The organism is Streptomyces sp. NPDC048483 (genome assembly GCF_040651455.1).
Lineage (GTDB): Bacteria > Actinomycetota > Actinomycetes > Streptomycetales > Streptomycetaceae > Streptomyces.
On sequence record NZ_JBEZJZ010000083.1, the window covers coordinates 17354 to 37508 of the forward strand.

The 20155-nt window shown below is 71.6% G+C and carries 18 protein-coding genes; 8 read left to right on the forward strand and 10 right to left on the reverse strand.

Going from position 1 to position 20155, the window contains the following annotated elements; translation table 11 throughout:
• Nucleotides 1-8 precede the first annotated feature (8 nt).
• The 4 genes from AB0D04_RS31270 to AB0D04_RS31285 form a co-directional block, all read right to left on the reverse strand.
• On the reverse strand, nt 9-806 hold the full coding sequence (locus tag AB0D04_RS31270) for a maleylpyruvate isomerase family mycothiol-dependent enzyme (RefSeq protein WP_362710087.1): 798 nt from the start codon (nt 804-806) through the stop codon (nt 9-11).
• Between the two features lie 182 nt (nt 807-988).
• Complete coding sequence (locus AB0D04_RS31275) at nt 989-2059, reverse strand: prenyltransferase/squalene oxidase repeat-containing protein (RefSeq protein WP_362710090.1); 1071 nt, start codon at nt 2057-2059, stop codon at nt 989-991.
• Entirely contained in the window at nt 2056-2919 is an 864-nt protein-coding gene (locus AB0D04_RS31280) for a class I SAM-dependent methyltransferase (protein WP_362710093.1), read from the reverse strand. Before AB0D04_RS31280 ends, AB0D04_RS31275 begins: the two co-directional genes overlap by 4 nt.
• A 110-nt stretch (nt 2920-3029) precedes the next feature.
• Entirely contained in the window at nt 3030-4382 is a 1353-nt protein-coding gene (locus tag AB0D04_RS31285; RefSeq protein WP_362710095.1) for a glycosyltransferase family 4 protein, read from the reverse strand.
• A 327-nt stretch (nt 4383-4709) separates the two neighbouring features.
• Between AB0D04_RS31285 and AB0D04_RS31290 the strand changes: the two genes are divergently transcribed.
• On the forward strand, nt 4710-5345 hold the full coding sequence (locus AB0D04_RS31290) for a TetR family transcriptional regulator (RefSeq protein ID WP_362710097.1): 636 nt from the start codon (nt 4710-4712) through the stop codon (nt 5343-5345).
• Between the two features lie 141 nt (nt 5346-5486).
• Here the strand turns inward: AB0D04_RS31290 and AB0D04_RS31295 are convergent, their stop codons facing one another.
• On the reverse strand, nt 5487-5720 hold the full coding sequence (locus AB0D04_RS31295; RefSeq protein WP_362710100.1) for a ferredoxin: 234 nt from the start codon (nt 5718-5720) through the stop codon (nt 5487-5489).
• Entirely contained in the window at nt 5720-7174 is a 1455-nt protein-coding gene (locus AB0D04_RS31300) for an aldehyde dehydrogenase (RefSeq protein ID WP_362710102.1), read from the reverse strand. Before AB0D04_RS31300 ends, AB0D04_RS31295 begins: the two co-directional genes overlap by 1 nt.
• Nucleotides 7175-7426: 252 nt before the next feature.
• Here AB0D04_RS31300 and AB0D04_RS31305 point away from each other — a divergent pair, with 252 nt between their 5' ends.
• The 6 genes from AB0D04_RS31305 (at nt 7427) to AB0D04_RS31330 (ending at nt 14795) form a co-directional block, all read left to right on the forward strand.
• The gene (locus tag AB0D04_RS31305) at nt 7427-8524 is read left to right on the forward strand and encodes an MBL fold metallo-hydrolase (RefSeq protein WP_362710104.1); all 1098 of its coding nucleotides are present in this window, start codon (nt 7427-7429) and stop codon (nt 8522-8524) included.
• Nucleotides 8525-8994: 470 nt separating this feature from the next.
• Nucleotides 8995-10281 carry a prenyltransferase/squalene oxidase repeat-containing protein gene (locus AB0D04_RS31310; protein WP_362710107.1) on the forward strand — a complete coding sequence of 429 codons (1287 nt, stop codon included), beginning with the start codon at nt 8995-8997 and terminating at the stop codon, nt 10279-10281.
• 17 nt (nt 10282-10298) lie between these two features.
• Nucleotides 10299-10952: an SCO2322 family protein gene (locus AB0D04_RS31315; protein WP_362710137.1), complete on the forward strand. Its 654-nt coding sequence runs from the start codon at nt 10299-10301 to the stop codon at nt 10950-10952.
• Entirely contained in the window at nt 10949-12169 is a 1221-nt protein-coding gene (locus AB0D04_RS31320) for a CbiQ family ECF transporter T component (protein WP_362710109.1), read from the forward strand. Before AB0D04_RS31315 ends, AB0D04_RS31320 begins: the two co-directional genes overlap by 4 nt.
• Nucleotides 12166-13839: an ATP-binding cassette domain-containing protein gene (locus tag AB0D04_RS31325; RefSeq protein WP_362710112.1), complete on the forward strand. Its 1674-nt coding sequence runs from the start codon at nt 12166-12168 to the stop codon at nt 13837-13839. The genes AB0D04_RS31320 and AB0D04_RS31325 overlap by 4 nt, the downstream gene beginning before the upstream one ends.
• Nucleotides 13836-14795 (forward strand): ECF transporter S component, encoded by a 960-nt coding sequence (locus AB0D04_RS31330; RefSeq protein WP_362710115.1) that lies wholly within the window; start codon nt 13836-13838, stop codon nt 14793-14795. The genes AB0D04_RS31325 and AB0D04_RS31330 overlap by 4 nt, the downstream gene beginning before the upstream one ends.
• A 117-nt stretch (nt 14796-14912) precedes the next feature.
• Here AB0D04_RS31330 and AB0D04_RS31335 read toward each other — a convergent pair whose 3' ends face one another.
• Nucleotides 14913-16274 (reverse strand): alpha/beta hydrolase, encoded by a 1362-nt coding sequence (locus AB0D04_RS31335; RefSeq protein ID WP_362710118.1) that lies wholly within the window; start codon nt 16272-16274, stop codon nt 14913-14915.
• Nucleotides 16275-16406: 132 nt separating this feature from the next.
• Complete coding sequence (locus tag AB0D04_RS31340; RefSeq protein ID WP_362710121.1) at nt 16407-17576, reverse strand: steroid 3-ketoacyl-CoA thiolase; 1170 nt, start codon at nt 17574-17576, stop codon at nt 16407-16409.
• 304 nt (nt 17577-17880) lie between these two features.
• On the opposite strand from AB0D04_RS31340, the gene AB0D04_RS31345 reads away from it, so the two are divergent.
• Nucleotides 17881-19113 carry a cytochrome P450 gene (locus tag AB0D04_RS31345; RefSeq protein WP_362710123.1) on the forward strand — a complete coding sequence of 411 codons (1233 nt, stop codon included), beginning with the start codon at nt 17881-17883 and terminating at the stop codon, nt 19111-19113.
• A gap of 155 nt (nt 19114-19268) precedes the next feature.
• Here AB0D04_RS31345 and AB0D04_RS31350 read toward each other — a convergent pair whose 3' ends face one another.
• Together AB0D04_RS31350 and AB0D04_RS31355 are read right to left on the reverse strand one after the other, a co-directional pair.
• On the reverse strand, nt 19269-19610 hold the full coding sequence (locus AB0D04_RS31350; RefSeq protein ID WP_362710125.1) for a hypothetical protein: 342 nt from the start codon (nt 19608-19610) through the stop codon (nt 19269-19271).
• Between the two features lie 8 nt (nt 19611-19618).
• Nucleotides 19619-20155: cbb3-type cytochrome c oxidase subunit I (locus AB0D04_RS31355; RefSeq protein WP_362710128.1), on the reverse strand; the 537-nt coding region annotated here is incomplete at its 5' end.

The window sequence follows — 20155 nt, forward strand, 5'->3', positions numbered from 1 at the left end:
CCGGCGGCTCAGAGCGACGCCCAGGTGAGCCACCGGTCGAGCAGGGCGCGGTCACCCAGCACCTCGACGCGGTCGCTGTCGGCGGGCAGCCGGCGGTGGACGACGCGCAGGACGTCGGTGAGGGGGCCGCGCAGGGCGACCGTGGCCTTTTCGTGGGTGCGGCGGTGGGTGAGCCGGTCGCCGGTGAGGTCGAGGAACCATTCGGCATGGAGCTCGGGCGGGGTGTCGGTGGCGTGCAGATGGATGCTGCGGCCGGGGCCGAACGGATCCGCGGCGTGCTCGGCGCGGCGCTCGGTGAGCACCGGCAGGGCCCACAGCTGGAGGTATTCCTCCAGGCAGTCGGCGGCGACGTCCTGGGGAACGTCGAAAGCGGTGCCGGTGGCGGTCGCGGCATCGGCGCGGTGAACGACCGTCTCATGGGTCATCCGGCGGGCCCAGAACCCCGCCCGCTGTACCGGCGACCACGTCCACACCTCGGTGTCGGGTCCGGCCTCGCGCAGCGCCGCCACGGTCCCTTCGACGCCCTCGGCGAGCCAGGCGTCCAGGGCGTCGGGGTCCTTGCCATCGGGCCCCTTCAGCACCTGGGACCGGAGAGAAACGAACTCGGTGGCCCGGGTGGCGACGATCGTGCCGGCCCAGCGGTGTGCCCCGCCCACGTGCCGGGCGAGATCCGCCAGCGTCCAGTCGGGGCAGGTGGGCACGGTCGCGGAGAGGTCGGCGTCGCGCAGGATCTGGCGGAACTGCGTGGTCTCGGCGAGGAGTTGGTCACAGTAGCGGTCGTGGGTCAGTGATCCCTGGAGAGTCATGAGCGCACCGTAGTGCCCGCCCCCGGCCCCCAGCCTGCCCATTTGCGCGGCGAGCGGGTCCCTGCCGGTCACCACGGCGCCCGCCCGGCGGCAGCCGGGCAGCGGCAGCGCGAGGCGGGGCAGCCCGCCGTACGGGGACGCCCCAGGGGAGCGTCCCCAGGGCTGTCCGGGGCTGTCCGGGGCTATCGGCAGCAGTCCGGGGCGAGCCCCGTGGGCAGCCGCTCCGCGCCGAAGACCGAGGTGGTCGCCTCGTCGCCGCCCAGCGCGGCCACCGCGAGCAGCACCGAACCGGCCGTCCAGGAGGTCAGCTCCTGTGGCCAGATCGCGTCGTCCTCGAAGACGTAGCCGGTCCAGTACATGCCGTCCTCGGCGCGCAGATGCTGGATCCACTTGAGGATCTGCACCGCCCGCTCGGACTCCCCCATCGCCCACAGTGCCAGCGCCAGTTCGGCGCTCTCGCCGCCGGTGACCCAGGGGTTGGGCAGCACACAGCGCACGCCCAGGCCCGGTACGACGAAGCGCTCCCAGTCCGCGTCGATCCGGGCGACGGCGTCCGCACCGCGCACCGCGCCGCCCAGGACGGGGTAGTACCAGTCCATGGAGTAGCGGGCCTTGTCGAGGAACCGCTCGGGGTGGCTGCGGATGGCGTGGCCCAGGCGGCCGACGGCCAGTTCCCAGTCGGGCTGGGGCTCCTCGCGCTGGTCGGCGAAAGCGAGGGCGCAGCGCAGCGCCTGGTAGACGGAGGACGAGCCGGTCAGCAGCGCCTCGCGCACGGGGCTGCCGTCGTCCTCGCGCTTCCAGCCGATCTCGCCGCCGGGCTGCTGGAGTTCCAGGACGTACTCGATCGCCGCGTAGACGGCGGGCCACATGCGGTCGAGGAACGTCTCGTCGCCGGTGGACAGGAAGTGGTGCCAGACGCCGACCGCGATGTAGGCGCAGAAGTTGGTCTCGCGGCCGCGGTCGGTGGGCGCCTGGGCGTCGCCGTCGGCGTAGGCCGCATACCAGGAACCGTCCGGATTCTGATGCCGTACCAGCCAGTCGTACGCGGCCTCGGCGCGCTCGTGTTCACCGGCCGCGTCCAGGGCCATGGCGGCCTCGGTGTGGTCCCACGGGTCGAGGTGATGGCCGCGGAACCACGGGATCGCGCCGTCCTCGCGCTGGGTCGCCAGGATGCCCGCGACCGTACGCGCCGCCTGTTCGGCGGTGAGCACCCCTGGCAGCACCAGCCGTTCGGTACGCCCGGGACTCGTCACTTGGCGGCCCCGGAGGCGGTCTTGGCGGTGGTCTTGGCGGAGGCCCTGGTAGTGGCCTTGGCGGTCGCCTTCGTGGGCTTCGCGGACCGGGTCGTCCTCTTGGCCTTGGCGGCGGGCTCCGGGGCGGACTCCGCGGCCGCCTCCGGCAGATGCGGCTTGGTGGCGTAGGCGACGAAGCTCTTGCCGATGACGGGGTTCAGGGCCTGCTCGGCGAGCCGGGTGGCCAGCGGCTTCTTCATGATGTCCCAGACCAGCAGCTTGTGGTAGGCCTTCACCGGCAGCGCGTTCTCGTTGTCCACTCCGAAGGCGCACTTGAGCCACCAGTAGGGGCTGTGCAGGCCGTGCGCGTGGTGGGTCCCGTACGGCTCGAGCCCCGCCTCGCGCATCTTGCCGAGCAGTTCGTCGCCGCGGTAGATGCGGATATGGCCGCCCTCGACCTCGTGGTAGGCGTCGCTGAGCGCCCAGCAGATCTTCTCGGGGCCGTACCGGGGGACGGTGACGGCGATCCGGCCGCCGGGCTTGAGGACCCGGACCATCTCGGCGAGCACGCCCTTGTCGTCCGGGATGTGCTCCATGACCTCGGAGATGATCACGACGTCGAAGCTCTCGTCGGGGAACGGCAGGGCCAGCGCGTCGCCCTCCATCGCGGTGGCGGACGCGCCGGCCGGGGCCTCGCCGGCCTCCTCCATCGCGGCGAACCACTTGGCGACCTCGCGGATCTCGTCGCCGTTCTGGTCGAGGGCAACGACCTGCGCGCCGCGCCGGTAACACTCGAAGGCGTGCCGGCCTGCGCCGCAGCCCAGGTCGAGTACGCGATCGCCCGGGGCGAGCGGGAAACGGGAAAAGTCGACGGTCAGCACGGCGTTCTGCTTTCGTCCGGCGGTAGTTGGGCTGTCGGCGCGTAGCGCCGTCTTCTGGGGGGGGTGGAGGTCGGGCGACGGGCGGGCGGGGTTGGCTGCGGGGTCGGGTGTCAGGTGCGGCGGGCGGCGGCGGTGCGGCCGCCCTGGAGGGCGATGGCCTCGCGGTAGCGCTCGGCGGTGCCGATGGCGGCCTGCCGCCAGGTGAAGCGGGCCAGGACGCGTTGCCGGCCGGCCGCGCCGAGGCGGCGGCGGAGGGCGTCGTCACCCAGGAGGCGCAGCAACCCGGCGGCGAGCGCTCCGGCGTCGCCCGGGGGCACCGCCAGGCAGGTCTCGCCGTCGGGCCCGGCGACCTCGGGGATGGCGCCGCCGGTGGTGGCCAGCAGCGGCGTCCCGGTGGCCATCGCCTCGGCGGCGGGCAGCGAGAAGCCCTCGTAGAGGGAGGGGACACAGGCGATCTGGGCGCTGCGGACGAGATCGACGAGCTCGGCGTCCGTGATCCCCTTGACGAACTCGATGGCGCCGGACAGGCCGAGCCGCTCGATGGCGGCGGCGACCGGCCCGTCGTCGGCGCGCCTGCCGACGACCACCAGATGCGCCTCGGGGTTCTCCGTACGGACCTTGGCGAGCGCCTCGACGAGGTGGATCAGGCCCTTGAGGGGGACGTCCGCGCTGGAGGTCGTGACGATCCGGCCGGGCACCTCGGGGACGGCCGGGTCGGGCGAGAAGAGGTCGGTGTCGGCGCCGATGTGGACGACATGGATGCGGCCGGGGTGCACGCCGAGGTCGTCGACGATCTCCTGGCGGGAGGAGCCGGAGACGGTCAGGACGGAGGGCAGCCGGCGGGCGACCCGCTTCTGCATCCGGGTGAATCCGTACCAGCGGCGGACGGAAGCGCGGCGCTTCCAGCCGTCGGCGGCGTTCAGGTCGAGGCGCCGGTCGACGGTGATGGGGTGGTGGACGGTGGTGACCAGCGGGGCACCGAGCGCGCCGGGCCCGCCGAGGAGGCCGTAGCCGAGGGCCTGGTTGTCGTGGACGACGTCGAACCGGCCGCGGTGGGCGGCGAGATGACGCCGGGCGCGCAGCGAGAAGGTCAGCGGTTCGGGGAAGCCGCCGGTCCACATCGTGCCGACCTCGAGGGCGTCGATCCAGTCGCGGTACTCGCCGCGCCCGGGCGTGCGGAACGGGTCGGGCTGGCGGTAGAGGTCGAGGCTGGGCAGCTCGGTGAGCGTGACTCCGTCGTCGAGGACGGGGTAGGGCTGGGCGCCGATGACCTCGACGGTGTGGCCCAGTCGCGCCAGCTCGCGCGAGAGGTGCCGCACGTAGACGCCCTGTCCGCCGCAGAACGGGTTCCCCTTGTAGGTGAGCATCGCAATGCTCAGGGGGCGATCGCCGTCGGACGGGGCGGAGGCCGAGGGGGCCTCTGCCGGGCGGGGCGCGGCTGCCTGGACGGCCTCTGCGGTCACGCTCGGCCCCCTTCTCACTGGACTTTCGCCGGAGCGTAACCGCTGGCGGTAATCTAGAACAAGTTTCAGAACTGATCGGACGGTGATCGCCGGCCGTCGACCGGTGATCGGCCGGTCACCGCCCGGCGACCGGTTGGCGGCCGGCCCGTCGAGCGGCCCGCCGACCGGTTACCGATCAGTTCAGGAAGCTTTGAATCTACCGGCCGAGAACGAAGCCAACAGAGGCGCACCAGGTGATTCGCGCCACCACCCGACCCCCTGCCATGCTGTGCCGATCACACCACCGGCACGCACCGCACAGCGGACGGAAGCCACGGAATGGGACACATGACTACGGAATCCAAGGCGGCCCGGGCGGCCGGGCCGACGCTTCCCACGAGTCCTCCCCTGACCGAACGTCAGGAGGCCCGGCGCCGCCGCATCCTGCACACCAGCGCCAAGCTGGCGTCCCGTGGCGGCTTCGACGCCGTACAGATGCGGGAGGTCGCCGAGCTGTCGGGCGTCGCGCTCGGCACCCTCTACCGCTACTTCCCCTCCAAGGTGCACCTGCTGGTCGCCACCATGCAGGACCAGCTCCAGCACATGCACGAGACGCTGCGCAAACGCCCGCCGTCCGAGGAGGACCCCGGCGCCCGGGTCGCCCAGACCCTGATGCGCGCCTTCCGCGCCCTCCAGCGCGAGCCGCATCTGGCGGACGCGATGGTGCGCGCCCTGACCTTCGCCGACCGCTCCGTCAGCCCCGAGGTGGACACCGTCTCCCGGCTGACCACCGCGATCGTCCTCGACGCCATGGGGCTGGACGGCCCGCCCACCCCCGAACAGCTCTCGGCGGTCCGCGTCATCGAGCACACCTGGCACTCGGCCCTGATCACCTGGCTGTCGGGCCGGGCCTCCATCGCCCAGGTCAAGATCGACATCGAGACGGTGTGCCGGCTCATCGGGGTGACGGCACCGGAGGGGTGAGCGGGTGCCCCTCGCGGGTCACCCTCGCTCTGCGCGTTGGCCCCGCCACTCATGTGGGTAGCCGGACCCGCAAGGGGCCCTCCGTACCCTTACGGGTCCGCCGCCCCCACCCCCTACGGGTTTCCCGCCCGGCCCCGCCCCTCACTCCTCCGGTGGGAAGACCGCCTCCCCCGTCCCCGCGACGGTGATCAGGATCGCCTCCACCGGACACCCCTCGGCCGCCGCCAGTACGCTCTCGGCCGCGTCCGCGTCCGGCTCCACCGGGTGCGACTGCCGCGCCGCATCCAGCCGGAAGCCGTCCGGCGCCGCGCCGACACACATCCCGGACCCGATGCACACCTTCCGGTCCACCTCCACCCGCCAGCGGTCCCCCATCACGCACCCGCCGGCAGATGGATCATCTTGTGCTCCAGATACTCGCCGAAGCCCTCCGGCCCGAACTCCCGCCCGATCCCGGAGTTCTTGTAGCCGCCGAACGGGCCGAGCATGTCGATGCTGAAGGTGTTCACCGAGTACGTACCGGTGCGCACCCGCCGCGCGATGTCGATGCCGTGGTCGACGTCCGCGGTCCATACGGATCCCGAGAGGCCGTAGTCCGAGTCGTTGGCGATGCGTACCGCCTCCGCCTCGTCGTCGTACGGCAGCAGGCAGATGACCGGGCCGAAGATCTCCTCCCGGGCGATCCGCATGGAGTTGGTGACCTCGCCGAAGAGGGTCGGCTCGACGTACCAGCCCGTGGCCTGGCCCTTCGGCCGGCCGCCGCCGGTCAGGACCTTGGCGCCCTCCTTCTGGCCGAGCGCGATGTAGTCCAGCGAGCGCTGCTGCTGGCGGCGGGCGACCAGCGGGCCCAGTTCCGTGGCCGGATCCAGTGGGTCGCCGATCTTCAGTGCGGCCGCCGCCGCGGTGAAGCGTTCGGCGATCTCGTCGTAGCGGCTGCGCGGCGCGAGGATCCGCGTCTGGGCCACACAGGCCTGGCCGTTGATCATCCAGGCGAACGGCACGATGCCCGCCACCGCCGCGTCCAGATCCGCGTCCGGCAGGATCACCGCCGCGGACTTGCCGCCCAGCTCCAGGGTGACGCGGCTGAGGTTGCGGGCAGCGACCTCCATGACCCGCTTGCCCGCCGCCACCGAGCCGGTGAACGACACCTTGTCGACGCCCGGGTGCCCGACCAGGTACTCGCTCACCTCGCGGTCCGCGGGCAGGATCGACAGCACGCCCTCCGGCAGCCCGGCCTCGGTCGCGATCTCGGCCAGGAGGTACGCGTCGAGCGGGGTCTCCGGCGACACCTTCAGCACCGCCGAACAGCCCGCCAGCAGCGCCGGCGCGAGCTTGGCGGCCGCGGTGAACTGCGGGACGTTCCACGGCACCACGGCCGCGACCACCCCGGCCGGCTCGCGCCGTACCAGCAGCGGGCCCAGCACGCCGGCCCGCCGCTCCTCGAAGGGGAAGTCGCGGGCCACGGTCAGCGCCGCGTCCCACGCCATCATGGCGGCCAGCGACTGCACCATGACGCCGGAGGTGAACGGGGTGCCGTTCTCCGAGCCGATGACCCTGGCGAACTCCTCGCTGCGTACGGCGATGGCGTCCTTGATACGGGTCACCACCGCGATCCGGTCCTCCAGAGGGGCGTTCGCCCAGACCCCGGAGTCGAAGGACGTACGGGCCGCCGCCACCGCACGGTCGACATCGGCCCGCGAGGCGTGCGGGACGCGGCCGATGACCCGTTCGGTGTGCGGCGAGACGACCTCGATCGTGTCGCTGCCGGCCGGGTCGACCAGCTCACCGCCTATGTAGAGCTTTCCGTGCTCGACGAGGTCGTCGCTCATCGCTGCCGCCTCCCGACGGTTCCGGCTTCGGGTTCCCGGGCTTGGGGTTCCTGGGCTTGGGGTTCCTGGGGCTTTGGATTTCTGACGCTGCATCAGAATTACGTACTGCACTGGAACTGATACCAGTTCTAGTTGACAGAGTCCACGACACGGACGGAATCCCAACCACCGCCCCGCACAGACCACTTCAGGCCGCTGTGAAACCAGTTCTAGTTATAGTGACGTGGTACGGCACACCGAGAGGGGACCGGGATGACGACGCAGGTGACCGACCACCGGGGCGGGGTATGGAGCATCGCCGTCCCCATCCCGGACAACCCGCTCGGCCACACCCTCGTACACCTCCTGGAGACCGACCGCGGGCCGGTACTGATCGACACCGGCTGGGACGACCCGGATTCCTGGGACACGCTCGTCGCCGGCGTCGCCGCGTGCGGCTTCGCCATCGACGACATCCACGGTGTGCTGATCACCCACCACCACCCCGATCACCACGGACTGTCGGCCAAGGTGCGGGAGGCGTCCGGCGCGTGGATCGCGATGCATGCCGCCGATACGGCCGTGGTGCGGCGCACCCGGGAGGCCGTACCGGGGCAGTGGCTCGACTATCTGCTCGCCAAGCTGACGACGGCGGGCGCACCGGAGGAGCATCTGGTGCCGCTGCGGGAGGCGCGCGCCAAGGGGCGTCGCAGCAGGCTGCCGGGGCGGCGGGCGGCGTTGCCGGACCGGGAGATCGATCCCGGTGAGCTGCTCGATCTGCCGGGGCGGCGGGTGCGCGCCATCTGGACGCCGGGGCATACGCCGGGGCATGTGTGTCTGCATCTGGAGGAGGAGCATCCGGGGAAGGGGCATCCGGGGGCGGCGGCCTCGGGGGCCTCGAGGGCCTCAGGGGCCTCGGGGCGGGCCGGTGGCTTCGGGCGGCTCTTCTCCGGCGATCATCTGCTGCCCGGCATCACCCCGCACATCGGTCTGTACGAGGACCCGGACGACACCACAGTCACCGACCCCCTGGGTGACTATCTCGACTCCCTGGAGCGGATCGGGCGGCTGGCGCCCGCCGAGGTGCTGCCCGCGCACCAGCATGCGTTCGCCGATGCGGAGGGACGGGTCCGCGAGCTCATCGCTCACCATGAGGAGCGGCTGTCCGGACTGAGAGCACTGCTCCGCGAACCGCTGACCGCCTGGCAGCTCGCCGAGTCCATGGAGTGGAACCGCCCCTGGGAACAGATCCCCTACGGCTCCCGGACCATCGCCGTCTCGGAGGCCGAGGCGCATCTGCGCCGCCTGGTGAAGCTGGGGCACGCCGAACCGGTGCCGGGGTCCCATCCCGCGACGTACCTTGCGGTGTGAGGTGAGCAGGCAGAGGGACGCGGGGGCGGCGGCAGGAGCGCACCGACCGGCGTAGCCCGTACGGGACCGCGGGTCCGTACGGCCGCCGGATAAGGTGTGCGGGACAACTTCATCCGTGCCCGATCGGGGGAAGCCGGTGGAAATCCGGCGCTGACCCTCCCCCCAAGCTCTCGGCTTCGCTCGAGCCCGGGGGCACCCCCATCCGTGAGGACGGCCCGGCCGTACACCGCGATCCGTCGCGGGGCGCCTCGGGCGTCCGAGCCAGCACCCGTTGGGGCACGGCCAAGGCTCCGCCACCGAGGCCGCCCCCGGGCGGCCGGTGCGCGGCACCGTCGAGGTATACGGAACTGAGCCCGGTGCCACCGTGTCCGATCCGCCGATCGGCGCACGGGAGGCCGGCCGAGCACGGCTGCGTACCACCGCTGCGAACCGACCCGAGAGGCACCGACCCGATGGCCACCATGGCTCCCATGGCGCATTCCCTCGCCGTCCTGGCACGCCGCGCCGCCCCGGCGCTGGCCACCGCGGCCCTGCTGGGCGCGGCCGCTGCCCCCGCCGCGTACGCCGACTCCGCCGCCCCGTCCGCGTCGCCGAAGAAGCTGCCGGACGGGCTGTACGGGACCGCGGACCCGCAGTACGACGGTGTCTGGCGGCAGTCGCTGGCGCTGCTGGCGCAGCACACGGTGGGCGTCGAGCCCGCGGCGTCCGGTGTCGGCTGGCTCACCGGGCAGCAGTGCGCCGACGGCTCGTTCACCGCCTTCCGCGCCGACCCGGGCAAGGCCTGCGACGCCAAGACGATGCGGGACACCAACCAGACGAGCGCCGCCGTGCAGGCGCTGGCCACGCTCGGCGGGCACGACGGCGCCGTGAAGAAGGCCGTGAGCTGGCTGAAGTCGGTGCAGAACAAGGACGGCGGCTGGAGCTTGCTGCCTGGTTCGTCCAGCGACGCCAACTCCACCTCGCTGGTCATCGGCGCGCTCGCCGCCGTGGGCGAGAAGCCGGTGTCCGCCACGGCGAAGAAGGGCGGCAACAGCCCGCACGACGCACTGCTCGCCCTGCAGCTGGGCTGCAACGCCAAGGAGGGCGAGCGAGGCGCGTTCTCCTACCAGGCCAAGGACGGCAAGCTGGTCCCGAACGCCGATGCCACCGCGGCCGCCGCGCTGGGTACCCGGGGCAAGGGCTTCGTCGTGGCGCCCGCGGGCAAGGGTGTGAGCGCGCCGGTCAAGCCGCTGACCTGCAAGGACGGCAAGGACGGCAGCCTCGGTGACGATCCGGAGCGGGCCGCGCAGGCCGCGGACGGCTACCTCGTCGCGCAGCTCGACAAGAACGGGCAGCATCTCCTGTCCGCGATGCCGGGCGCGGAGGAGCAGCCCGACGTCGGCAACACGGCCGACGCGGTGGTCGCGCTGGCGGCCGGTTCGCACGGCGCCGCCGCGCAGAAGCCGCTGAAGTGGCTGGAGAAGAACTCCGCGGACTGGGCCAAGCAGAACGGCCCCGCCGCCTATGCACAGTTGGTGCTGGCCGCGCATGCCGCCGGCGCCGACCCGCGCTCCTTCGGCGGCACCGACCTGGTGGCCGCGCTGAACGCCACCGGCCCCAAGCCGGCCGGCAGCGCATCGCCGTCGGCCGCCCCGGACAAGGACGCCAAGGACAACGACGGCGCCGGCATCCCCTGGTGGATCATCGGCGTCGGGCTGGCCTTCGGCGCCGGTATCGGCTTCCTGATCAGCGGCCGCAAGAAGAAGAACCAGCTGTGAGGCGGCGCACGGGCCCCCTGCGGCGCGGCAGGGCGGCCGGCGCGCTGCTGCTGGCCGGTGCCGTCAGCGGGCTGGCGGCGGCGCCCGCGCAGGCGCAGGAGTACCGCTACTGGTCGTTCTGGGACAGCAAGGGCGGCTCCTGGTCGTACGCCTCCGAGGGCCCGGCCACCGTGCGCCCGGCCGACGGCGCCGTCCAGGGCTTCCGGTTCACCGTCAGCGCCGACTCCGCCGCGGCCGGCAAGCCGCGCGCCGCCGCCGACTTCGCCGCACTGTGCCAGGGCACACCCGCCAAGGACGGCAGCAAACGGATCGGCATCGTCATCGACTTCGGCACCGCATCCGACGCCCCCGACGGCGAGGCCCCGCCCAAGCCCCGCACGGCATGCGCCCGGGTGCCCGAGGACGCCTCGGCGGGCGATGCACTGGCCGAAGTCGCCCGGCGGCTGCGCTATGACACCAATGCGCTGCTGTGCGCCATCGGCGGCTATCCGAAGTCGGGGTGCGCGGACCAGGTGGGCGGGGCGAAGAAGCCCTCCGCCGTGCCCTCTTCGAAGGCGGCGGCGGACGGTGACGAGGACGGCGGCCCCTCCGCCGGGCTGCTCGGCGGCATCGCGGCCGTCGTCGTACTGGGCGCGGCCGCCGTGTGGCGGGCACGCCGCCGGCGCGGATGAGCGCCCCTCAGGCGACCCGTAGCAACGCGCTGCACGCCGGGGCGTGGTGGCTGTGGGCGCTCGGCCTGGCGACCGCGGCCTCACGTACCACCAATCCGCTGCTGCTTGGGCTGCTGGTCGGGGTGGCCGGCTATGTTGTCGCGGCGCGCCGTACGGATGCGCCCTGGGCCCGGTCCTACGGGGCGTTCATCAAGCTCGGCCTGGTGGTGATCGCCATCCGGCTGGTCTTCGCCTTTGTACTGGGATCCCCCATCCCCGGTACGCACACGCTGGTCACGCTGCCCGAGGTGCCGCTTCCCGACTGGGCGAAGGGGGTGCGGATCGGCGGCCGGGTCACCGCGGAGGGCATGGTCTTCGCCCTGTACGACGGGCTGAAGCTGGCCGCCCTGCTGATCTGCGTCGGCGCCGCCAACGCCCTGGCCAACCCCGCCCGGCTCCTGAAGTCCCTGCCCGGCGCGCTGTACGAGGCGGGCGTGGCGGTCGTCGTGGCGATGACCTTCGCGCCGAACCTGGTCGCCGACGTGCAGCGGCTGCGGGCGGCCCGGCGGCTGCGCGGCCGGCCCGACCGCGGGTTCAAGGCGCTGCTGCAGGTGGGGCTGCCGGTGCTGGAGGGCGCGCTGGAGCGGTCGGTCGCGCTGGCCGCCGCGATGGACGCGCGCGGCTACGGCCGCACCGCCGAAGTCCCGGCCGCCGTACGGCACACCACCTCCGTCCTCACCCTCGGCGGGCTGCTCGGCGTCTGCGCCGGCACCTACGGGCTGCTGTCGGACGCGGGCGCCGGTTACGGGCTGCCGCTGCTGCTCGCCGGGCTCGTGGCCGCGCTCGCCGGGCTGTGGCTCGGCGGGCGCCGCTCCGTACGCAGCCGCTACCGGCCCGAACGCTGGGGCCTTCGCGCCTGCCTGGTCGCCGGCTCGGGGATCGCCGTGGCGGCCCTGATGATCTGGGCGAACGCGTATGCGCCAGCCGCCCTCCACCCGCCCGCCGTCCCCCTCACCGCGCCCGTCCTGCCCCTCTGGCCGGCTGCCTCCCTTCTCCTCGGGCTGCTGCCGGCGTTTGCCGCGCCGCTTCCGGCCTCCGCGGAAAGCGGGGCGCTGGTACGGGAGCGCGGGCAGGCGCGACCGCGGGCCGGGGAGGGCCGGCCGCGCACCGGGGAGACCGAATCCGCGTCGGGGACCCGTCCCTCCGCCGCCCCGCTCAAGAAGGAGTCCACCCGGTGATCCGGTTCGAGCAGGTCTCGGTCACCTACGGGGACGCCGCCGCGCCCGCAGTCCAGGGCATCGACCTGACCGTCCCCGAGGGCGAACTGTGCCTCCTGGTCGGCCCCTCCGGCGTCGGCAAGTCCACCGTCCTGAACGCCGTCTGCGGGCTCGTGCCGCACTTCACCGGCGGCACCCTGCGCGGCCGCGTCACCGTCGACGGCCGCGACACCCGCACCCACAAACCGCGCGAACTGGCCGATGTGGTCGGCACGGTGGGCCAGGACCCGCTGTCCCACTTCGTCACCGACACCGTCGAGGACGAGCTTGCCTACGGCATGGAATCCCTCGGCCTCGCCCCGGACGTGATGCGCCGCCGCGTCGAGGAGACCCTGGACCTGCTGGGCCTGGCCGACCTCCGCGACCGGGCCATCGCCACGCTCTCCGGCGGCCAGATGCAGCGGGTGGCGATCGGCTCCGTCCTCACCACCCACCCCAAGGTCCTGGTCCTGGACGAGCCGACCTCGGCCCTCGACCCGGCCGCCGCCGAAGAGGTCCTCGCCGTACTCCAGCGCCTGGTCCACGACCTCGGTACGACGGTCCTGCTGGCCGAACACCGCCTGGAACGCGTCGTCCAGTACGCGGACCAGGTCATCCTGCTCCCCTCCCCCGGCGCGGCCCCCCTCATGGGCGACCCCGCCGACATCATGGCCGTCTCCCCCGTACACCCGCCGGTCGTAGCCCTCGGCCGCCTCGCCCACTGGTCCCCGCTCCCTCTCTCCGTACGCGACGCCCGGCGCAAGGCGGGTTCGCTCCGTGCACGGCTGGCGGAGGTGAAGCCTGGGGCGGCAGGTGGCATGGGGAGGGGCGCCGCCGGGGCTTCCGCCGACCCCTCCGGGGGGCCCTCCCCCCTCCCCCGCCCCGCCCCCTCCCCCTCTGTGGTTGTCTCGGGGCTCGGCGTCCGGCGCGGGCGGGTGGATGCCCTGCGCAGGGTGGACCTCACCGTTCAACCGGGCGAGACCCTCGCCCTGATGGGCCGCAACGGTGCGGGCAAGTCCACGCTCCTCACCACTCTCGTCGGCATGCACGAACCGTCCTCCGGCACGGTCCGCGTCGGCGGCGTCACCCCGCACCGCACCAGTGCCCGTACCCTCCTGCAGCACGTCGGCCTCGTCCCCCAGGAACCCCGCGACCTCCTCTACGCCGACACCGTCTCGGCCGAATGCACCGCCGCCGACCACGACGCGGACGCTCCCGCCGGCACGTGCCGGGAACTCGTGACCCGGCTGCTGCCCGACGTGCCGGACTCCGTCCACCCCCGCGACCTGTCCGAGGGCCAGCGCCTCACCCTCGCCCTGGCGGTCGTCCTGACCGCCCGCCCCCCTCTCCTGCTTCTCGACGAGCCCACCCGCGGCCTGGACTATGCCGCGAAGGCCCGCCTGATCGATGTACTCCGCGCCCTGGCCGCCGAAGGGCACGCCATCATCCTGGCCACCCATGACGTGGAACTGGCCGCCGAGCTCTCCCATCGCGTCGTCATCCTCGCCGACGGCGATATCGTCGCCGACGGCCCCACCAGCGAGGTCGTGGTCTCCTCCCCCTCCTTCGCCCCTCAGGTCTCCAAGGTCCTCGCCCCTCTCCCCTGGCTGACCGTCCCCCAGGTCGCCCGTGCCCTGGAGGCCACCCCATGACCCCGGACACCCCCGACGCCCACACCGGGCGCGAGCCCAGGCCCGATGTGCCGGACCACGGACGGCAGCCCACCGGTCGGTCCACCACCGCGGCCACCACCGCTGCCGCCGGCCCGACCGTCGGCCGCCGGCCCAGCGGGCAACCCGACCCCGGCCGCCAGGCCCGCGCCGTACGTCTCGGCCCCCGCTCCATCGCCACCCTGGCCCTCATCTCGGCCATCGGCGTGATGGCGTTCGGCTGGCCGCTGCTCGCCGACTCCGCCTCCGGGCTCGCGCACTCCAAGGACGCGCCCTGGCTCTTCGCCGCGCTGCTGCCGATGCTGCTCGCCGTCGTCGTGGCGACCATCGCCGACACCGGCCTGGACGCGAAGGCCATCGCCATGCTCGGCGTCCTGGCCGCGGCCGGAGCCGCCATGCGCCCACTGGGTGCGGGCACCGCCGGTATCGAGCCGATGTTCTTCCTGATGGTGTTGTCGGGCCGGGTGCTCGGCCCCGGCTTCGGCTTCGTCCTGGGCTCCGTGGCGATGTTCGCATCGGCACTGCTGACCGGCGGGGTCGGCCCCTGGATGCCGTTCCAGATGCTGACCATGGGCTGGGTGTCCATGGGCGCCGGCCTCCTGCCGGGCCCCGACCGGCTGCGCGGCCGCCGCGAGCTTGTCCTGCTCGCCGCCTACGGAGCGGTCACCGCCGTCCTCTACGGCCTGATCATGAACCTCCAGGGCTGGCCCTATATCGCCGGAATGACCTCAGGAGTCTCCTTCGTCCCCGGCGACCCGCTCCACGACAATCTCGTCCGCTTCCTCACCTACTGCCTCGCCACCTCCCTCGGCTGGGACCTCCCCCGGGCCCTGGTCACCGTCATCCTGACCTGCACCCTCGGCGGAACCATCCTCAAGGCCCTACGCCGCGCCACCCGCCGCGCCGCCTTCGACACCCCGGTCTCCTTCACTCCCTGACCCATAGGGAGGGCCGGGCAATGTTCTTTACCGGTGCGGCGGGTCTGCCTGACCGCCGCCACACTCGGCATATCCGACCGGTTCGCTTCGGCCCTTCGACCTTCGATCTGGCGCGGGCTATCGGCGGGAGACAGGCAGGGCCCGGGCTATGGACGGTTCCGAGCGGAGGAACGACGTGTTGTGGTCGGCGTCGGGGCCCTGGTCGACGACCGTGGCTTTGACGCCGTGGCTCGCCAACTCCCGCTCGCAGCTACGGGTGTTGGCTATGGCGACGTCCCTGTCGCCGGTCGCTGTGTAGAGGGTGACGCGTACATCGCGGTCCGGTGTCCAGTCACAGGTGCGGTCGTTGGCGCGCAGTGCTTGGAGCAGAGCTCCGGAGGGGTGCTGGAGTTTCTTGTACCAGGTGTCCGTCAGCAGGTCCTCGAGGCGGCCGGGCAGCTTGCCGGCTATGTCTTCCGCCGGGTGGTCGCCGTCGAAGAGATCTTCCACGCGGTCGGCATAGGGGGCGCGGAACACCTCACGCGGGTCGGTGTAGAGCGGGTGCAGGCGATTCTGGGCGGTGAGGAAGAAGGAGAGGCAGAAGACGGCGGACTGGGGGTCGATGCGTCCGTCGAAGATGGCGGGGAGTTCGCTGCCGTCGAGGTCGTAGGGGCCGCCGACGGGTGCCAGCATGCCGAGCCGGAAGTGGGGATCGGCGCCGCGGTCCAGTTCGCGGCCCAGCTCCATCGTGACCGGGCCGCCCTGCGAGAAGCCGGTGACGGACACCTTGCGGTCGAGCGCCGCACCCAGCTTCGGGGCGGCGGAGCGGGCGGCGCGGAGCATGTCGAGGGAAGCCGATGCCGCGGACCGGGCGTCCATGTAGGGGTGGCGGCCGGGGCCCGTACCGAGGCCGAGGTAGTCGGGGGCGATGGCGGCGCGGCCGGCCGAGGCATAGAGCACCGATACGGCCCGGTCGGGACCTTCGAATACGGAGGGTGCGTAGCCGCGGTAGGCGAGGGTGCCGTGGGTGTGGACGACGGGCGGCAGGTGGCGGCTGCCGCCGAGCGGGAGGGCCAGCAGGCCGGATGCGGTGATCGGCCGTCCGTCGGGGGTGATGGTGCGGTAGGTGAGGCGGTAGGCGGCGACGCCGTGCCGCGCGGTGCCGGCTTCCAGTCCTGCCTTCTGCGCCTGGGCGACGATTTCGTCGTGGTTCTGGCTGCCGAGCGGGGTAACGGAGAGCAGTGCCCCGCGGTTGTGCCCCGCCCGCGAGATGTCGGCCGATGCCGGTGCCGTGGCGGGCGGCGGAGTGGCGAGGGCCGGTGTCGTGATGAGCGCCGCCAGTACGATGGCGCCGCCCGCGGCCAGCCCGCGTGAGACACGTCGGTGCGAAGCGTGTCGGTGCGAAGTGCGTCGGTGCGAAGTGCGTCGGTGCGATAACTGCCGATGCGAGATCCGCCGATTGCCGCTCGATTCGGGTGATTTACGCCGAGTTCTGGTCATGTCTTCGACGGTACGAGGATCTTGTGCGCCGGAGAATGCGGTTTTCCACACAACTCACCTGTGGTTATCCGCAGGTTGGGATGTCCCCTGCATCCGCATACGCATCCACATCCGCGACCGCACCGACGGCGACTACAACCGCTGAATGATCGTGCCCGTCGCGAGCGCGCCCCCCGCGCACATCGTGATCAGCGCGAATTCCTTGCCCCTGCACTCGAGTTCATGCAGCGCGGTCGTGATCAGGCGGGCACCGGTGGCCCCGACCGGGTGCCCCAGGGCGATGGCGCCGCCGTTCACGTTCACCTTCTCCAGGTCCTGTTCGAAGACCTGGGCCCACGAGAGCACGACCGAGGCGAAGGCTTCGTTGATCTCGACGAGGTCGATGTCCTTGAGCGACATCCCGGCCTTGCCGAGCACGGCGCGGGTCGCGTCGATGGGTCCGTCGAGGTGGAAGTGCGGATCGGCGCCGACCAGCGCCTGGGCCACGATGCGGGCCCGCGGCTTGAGTTTGAGGGCGCGGGCCATGCGCTTGGAGGCCCACATCACCGCACTCGCGCCGTCGGAGATCTGTGAGGAGTTGCCCGCGGTGTGGACGGCGGTCGGCATGACGGGCTTGAGGCCGCCGAGCGCCTCCATCGAGGTGTCGCGCAGTCCCTCGTCGCGGTCGACCAGCCGCCACATGCCCTGACCCGCGGCCTGCTCCTCTTCGGTGGTGGGCACCTGGACGGCGAACGTCTCGCGTTTGAAGCGTTCCTCGGACCAGGCGATGGCCGCCCGTTCCTGCGAGATCAGGCCGAGCGAGTCGACGTTCTCACGGGTCAGTCCGCGGTTGCGGGCAATGCGTTCGGCCGCCTCGAACTGGTTGGGCAGGTCGACGTTCCACTCGTCGGGCCAGGGCTTGCCCGGGCCGTGCTTGGAGCCGCTACCGAGCGGCACCCGGGACATCGCCTCGACGCCACAGCCGATGCCGATGTCGATGACACCGCCCGCGATCATGTTGGCGACCATGTGGTTGGCCTGCTGGGAGGACCCGCACTGGCAGTCCACGGTGGTGGCCGCGGTCTCGTACGGGAGGCCCATGGCGAGCCAGGCGTTGCGGGCGGGGTTCATGGACTGTTCGCCGGCGTGGGTGACGGTGCCGCCGACGATCTGCTCGATGCAGTCTGGCTGGATGGCCGTACGGGCGAGGAGTTCGCGGTAGGTCTCGCCCAGGAGGTAGGCAGGGTGGAGGTTGGCGAGCGCGCCTCCACGCTTGCCGATGGGGGTGCGTACGGCTTCGACGATGACGGGTTCCGCGGCCATGACTGACTCGTCCTCTCCTCGCGTCCGCGGGGCGTCCCGGCACCCACGGAAGAAGAACTAGTACGCGTTCTACTTCTACAAACAGTCTTATGAGCCCTGCGCCGGGGCGCAAGAGTCGTGCACCGCCCTTGTCCATAACAGGTCCTGCCATGACCCTTGCCACTTGTAGAACTCGTTACTACCTTCACCGCGACCCGCACCTGATGCATCGTCAAGAATGTGTTCACAATCGCCCGAGCCGTCAGAGCCGTCAGAGCCGTAGGAACTCAGCACTCTCGGCTGCCAGATGGACCAGGAGTCGCCCATGTCATGCCCAGCGTTGCCCGAAGGGTTCGACTTCACCGACCCCGACGTCTACCAAACCCGCGTCCCGCTCCCGGAGTTCGCGCAGCTGCGGCAGACCGCACCCGTGTGGTGGAACGCCCAGCCGCACGGCCTCGCAGGGTTCGGCGACGACGGCTACTGGGTCGTCACCCGCCACGAGGACGTCAAGGAGGTGTCCACCAAGCCGGACATCTTCTCCGCCAACCTCAACACCTCGATCATCCGCTTCAACGAGTCCATGACCCGTGACCAGATCGACGTACAGAAGCTGATCATGCTGAACATGGACCCGCCGGAGCACACCCGGGTCCGCCAGATAGTGCAGCGCGGCTTCACCCCGCGCGCCATCCGCGCCCTGGAGGACGCCCTGCACCACCGGGCGACGCGGATCGTCGACGAGGCGCGGCAGAGGGGGTCCGGGGACTTCGTCACGGACATCGCCTGCGAACTCCCCCTCCAGGCGATCGCCGAACTCATCGGCATCCCCCAGGACGACCGGTCCCGCATCTTCGACTGGTCGAACAAGATGATCGCCTACGACGATCCCGAGCTGGCCATCACCGAAGAGGTCGGCAGCAACGCGGCCATGGAGCTGATCTCGTACGCGATGAACCTCGCGGCGGCGCGCAAGGAGTGTCCGGCCAAGGACATCGTCAGCCGCCTGGTGGCGGCGGAGGACGAGGGAAATCTCGGGTCCGACGAGTTCGGCTTCTTTGTGCTGCTGTTGGCGGTCGCCGGCAACGAAACGACCCGGAACGCCATCACGCACGGCATGCATGCCTTCCTCACCCACCCCGACCAGTGGGAGCTCTACAAGCGCGAGCGCCCCGCGACGGCGGCCGAGGAGATCGTGCGGTGGGCGACGCCGGTGGTCTCCTTCCAGCGCACCGCCACCCAGGACACCGAACTGGGCGGCGCGAAGATCAAACAGGGCCAGCGGGTCGGAATCTTCTATTCCTCCGCCAACAACGACCCGGAGGTCTTCGACCGCCCGGAGGTCTTCGACATCACCCGCGACCCCAACCCCCATCTGGGATTCGGAGGGGGCGGCCCCCACTTCTGCCTCGGCAAGTCGCTCGCGGTCCTCGAGATCAACCTGATCTTCCATGCCATCGCGGACGCCGTCCCCGGCATCTCCTTGGCGGGCGATCCGCGCCGACTGCGCTCCGCCTGGCTCAACGGCGTCAAGGAGTTGCAGGTCCACTACCGCTGACGGGGTGCGGCGGGGCTCCACCACGTCTTCCGGTCGAGCCCCGCTTCTTCCGGTCGAGTTCCGCGCGCTGGACGCGTTCCCGCTCGTCGCCCGCGAACCGGATCTCCGAGGTCAGGTCATGTCCTCTGCCCGGTTGCGGCGGCGCATCACCGGGCTCACCAGCATCTCCCCGCCGTCAGGGCAAAAGCCAGCATCGCCACGGCCGCGGTTCCGCTGAGGCATGCCGTGATCAGGCGTCGCCGCAGGGACCGGTACGCGCCGTCGTATTCGGCTCGCAGTGAGGCGCTGCGTGCGGCAACGCGTTCCAGATAGGCCTGTGTTACGTCACACTGGTCCTGGCAATAGCGCAGTTCCACTTCCGTGCGCTGGGAATCGGTGAGCCACGGCATGCCTGCGCAGAATGCGGCCGCCTGCGCGCGGGCGCGTTCCTTCTCCGCCTCCCAGAGCAGATATCCCTCGATCTCGGTGATGACTTCGTGGATTTCGTCTTCCCGCATGGCCTCACTCATCCGCATACCCCGGTCCCGGAGGCGTCGGCGGCCTCCACCTCGCGTGCGATCTCCGGGTGGTGCAGGTCGAATGCCGGGGATTCGGAGCGAATACGGGGCAGCGTACGGAAGTTGTGCCGTGGCGGCGGGCAGGACGTCGCCCATTCCAGCGAACGGCCGTATCCCCAGGGGTCGTCGGCCCCGACCTTCTCGCCGCACTTCGCTGTCTTCCAGATGTTGTAGAGGAACGGCAGGATCGACAGGCCCAGGAGGAGGGAGAAGATGCTGGAGACGGTGTTGAGCGTGGTGAATCCGTCGGCGGCCAGATAGTCCGGGATACGGCGCAGCATTCCGTTCGCGCCGAGCCAGTGCTGGACGAGGAAGGTGCCGTGGAAGCCGATGAACAGCGTCCAGAAGGTGATCTTGCCGAGGCGCTCGTCGAGCATCTTGCCGGTGAATTTCGGCCACCAGAAGTGGAAGCCGGCGAACATCGCGAAGACGACCGTGCCGAAGACGACGTAGTGGAAGTGGGCCACCACGAAGTACGAGTCGGA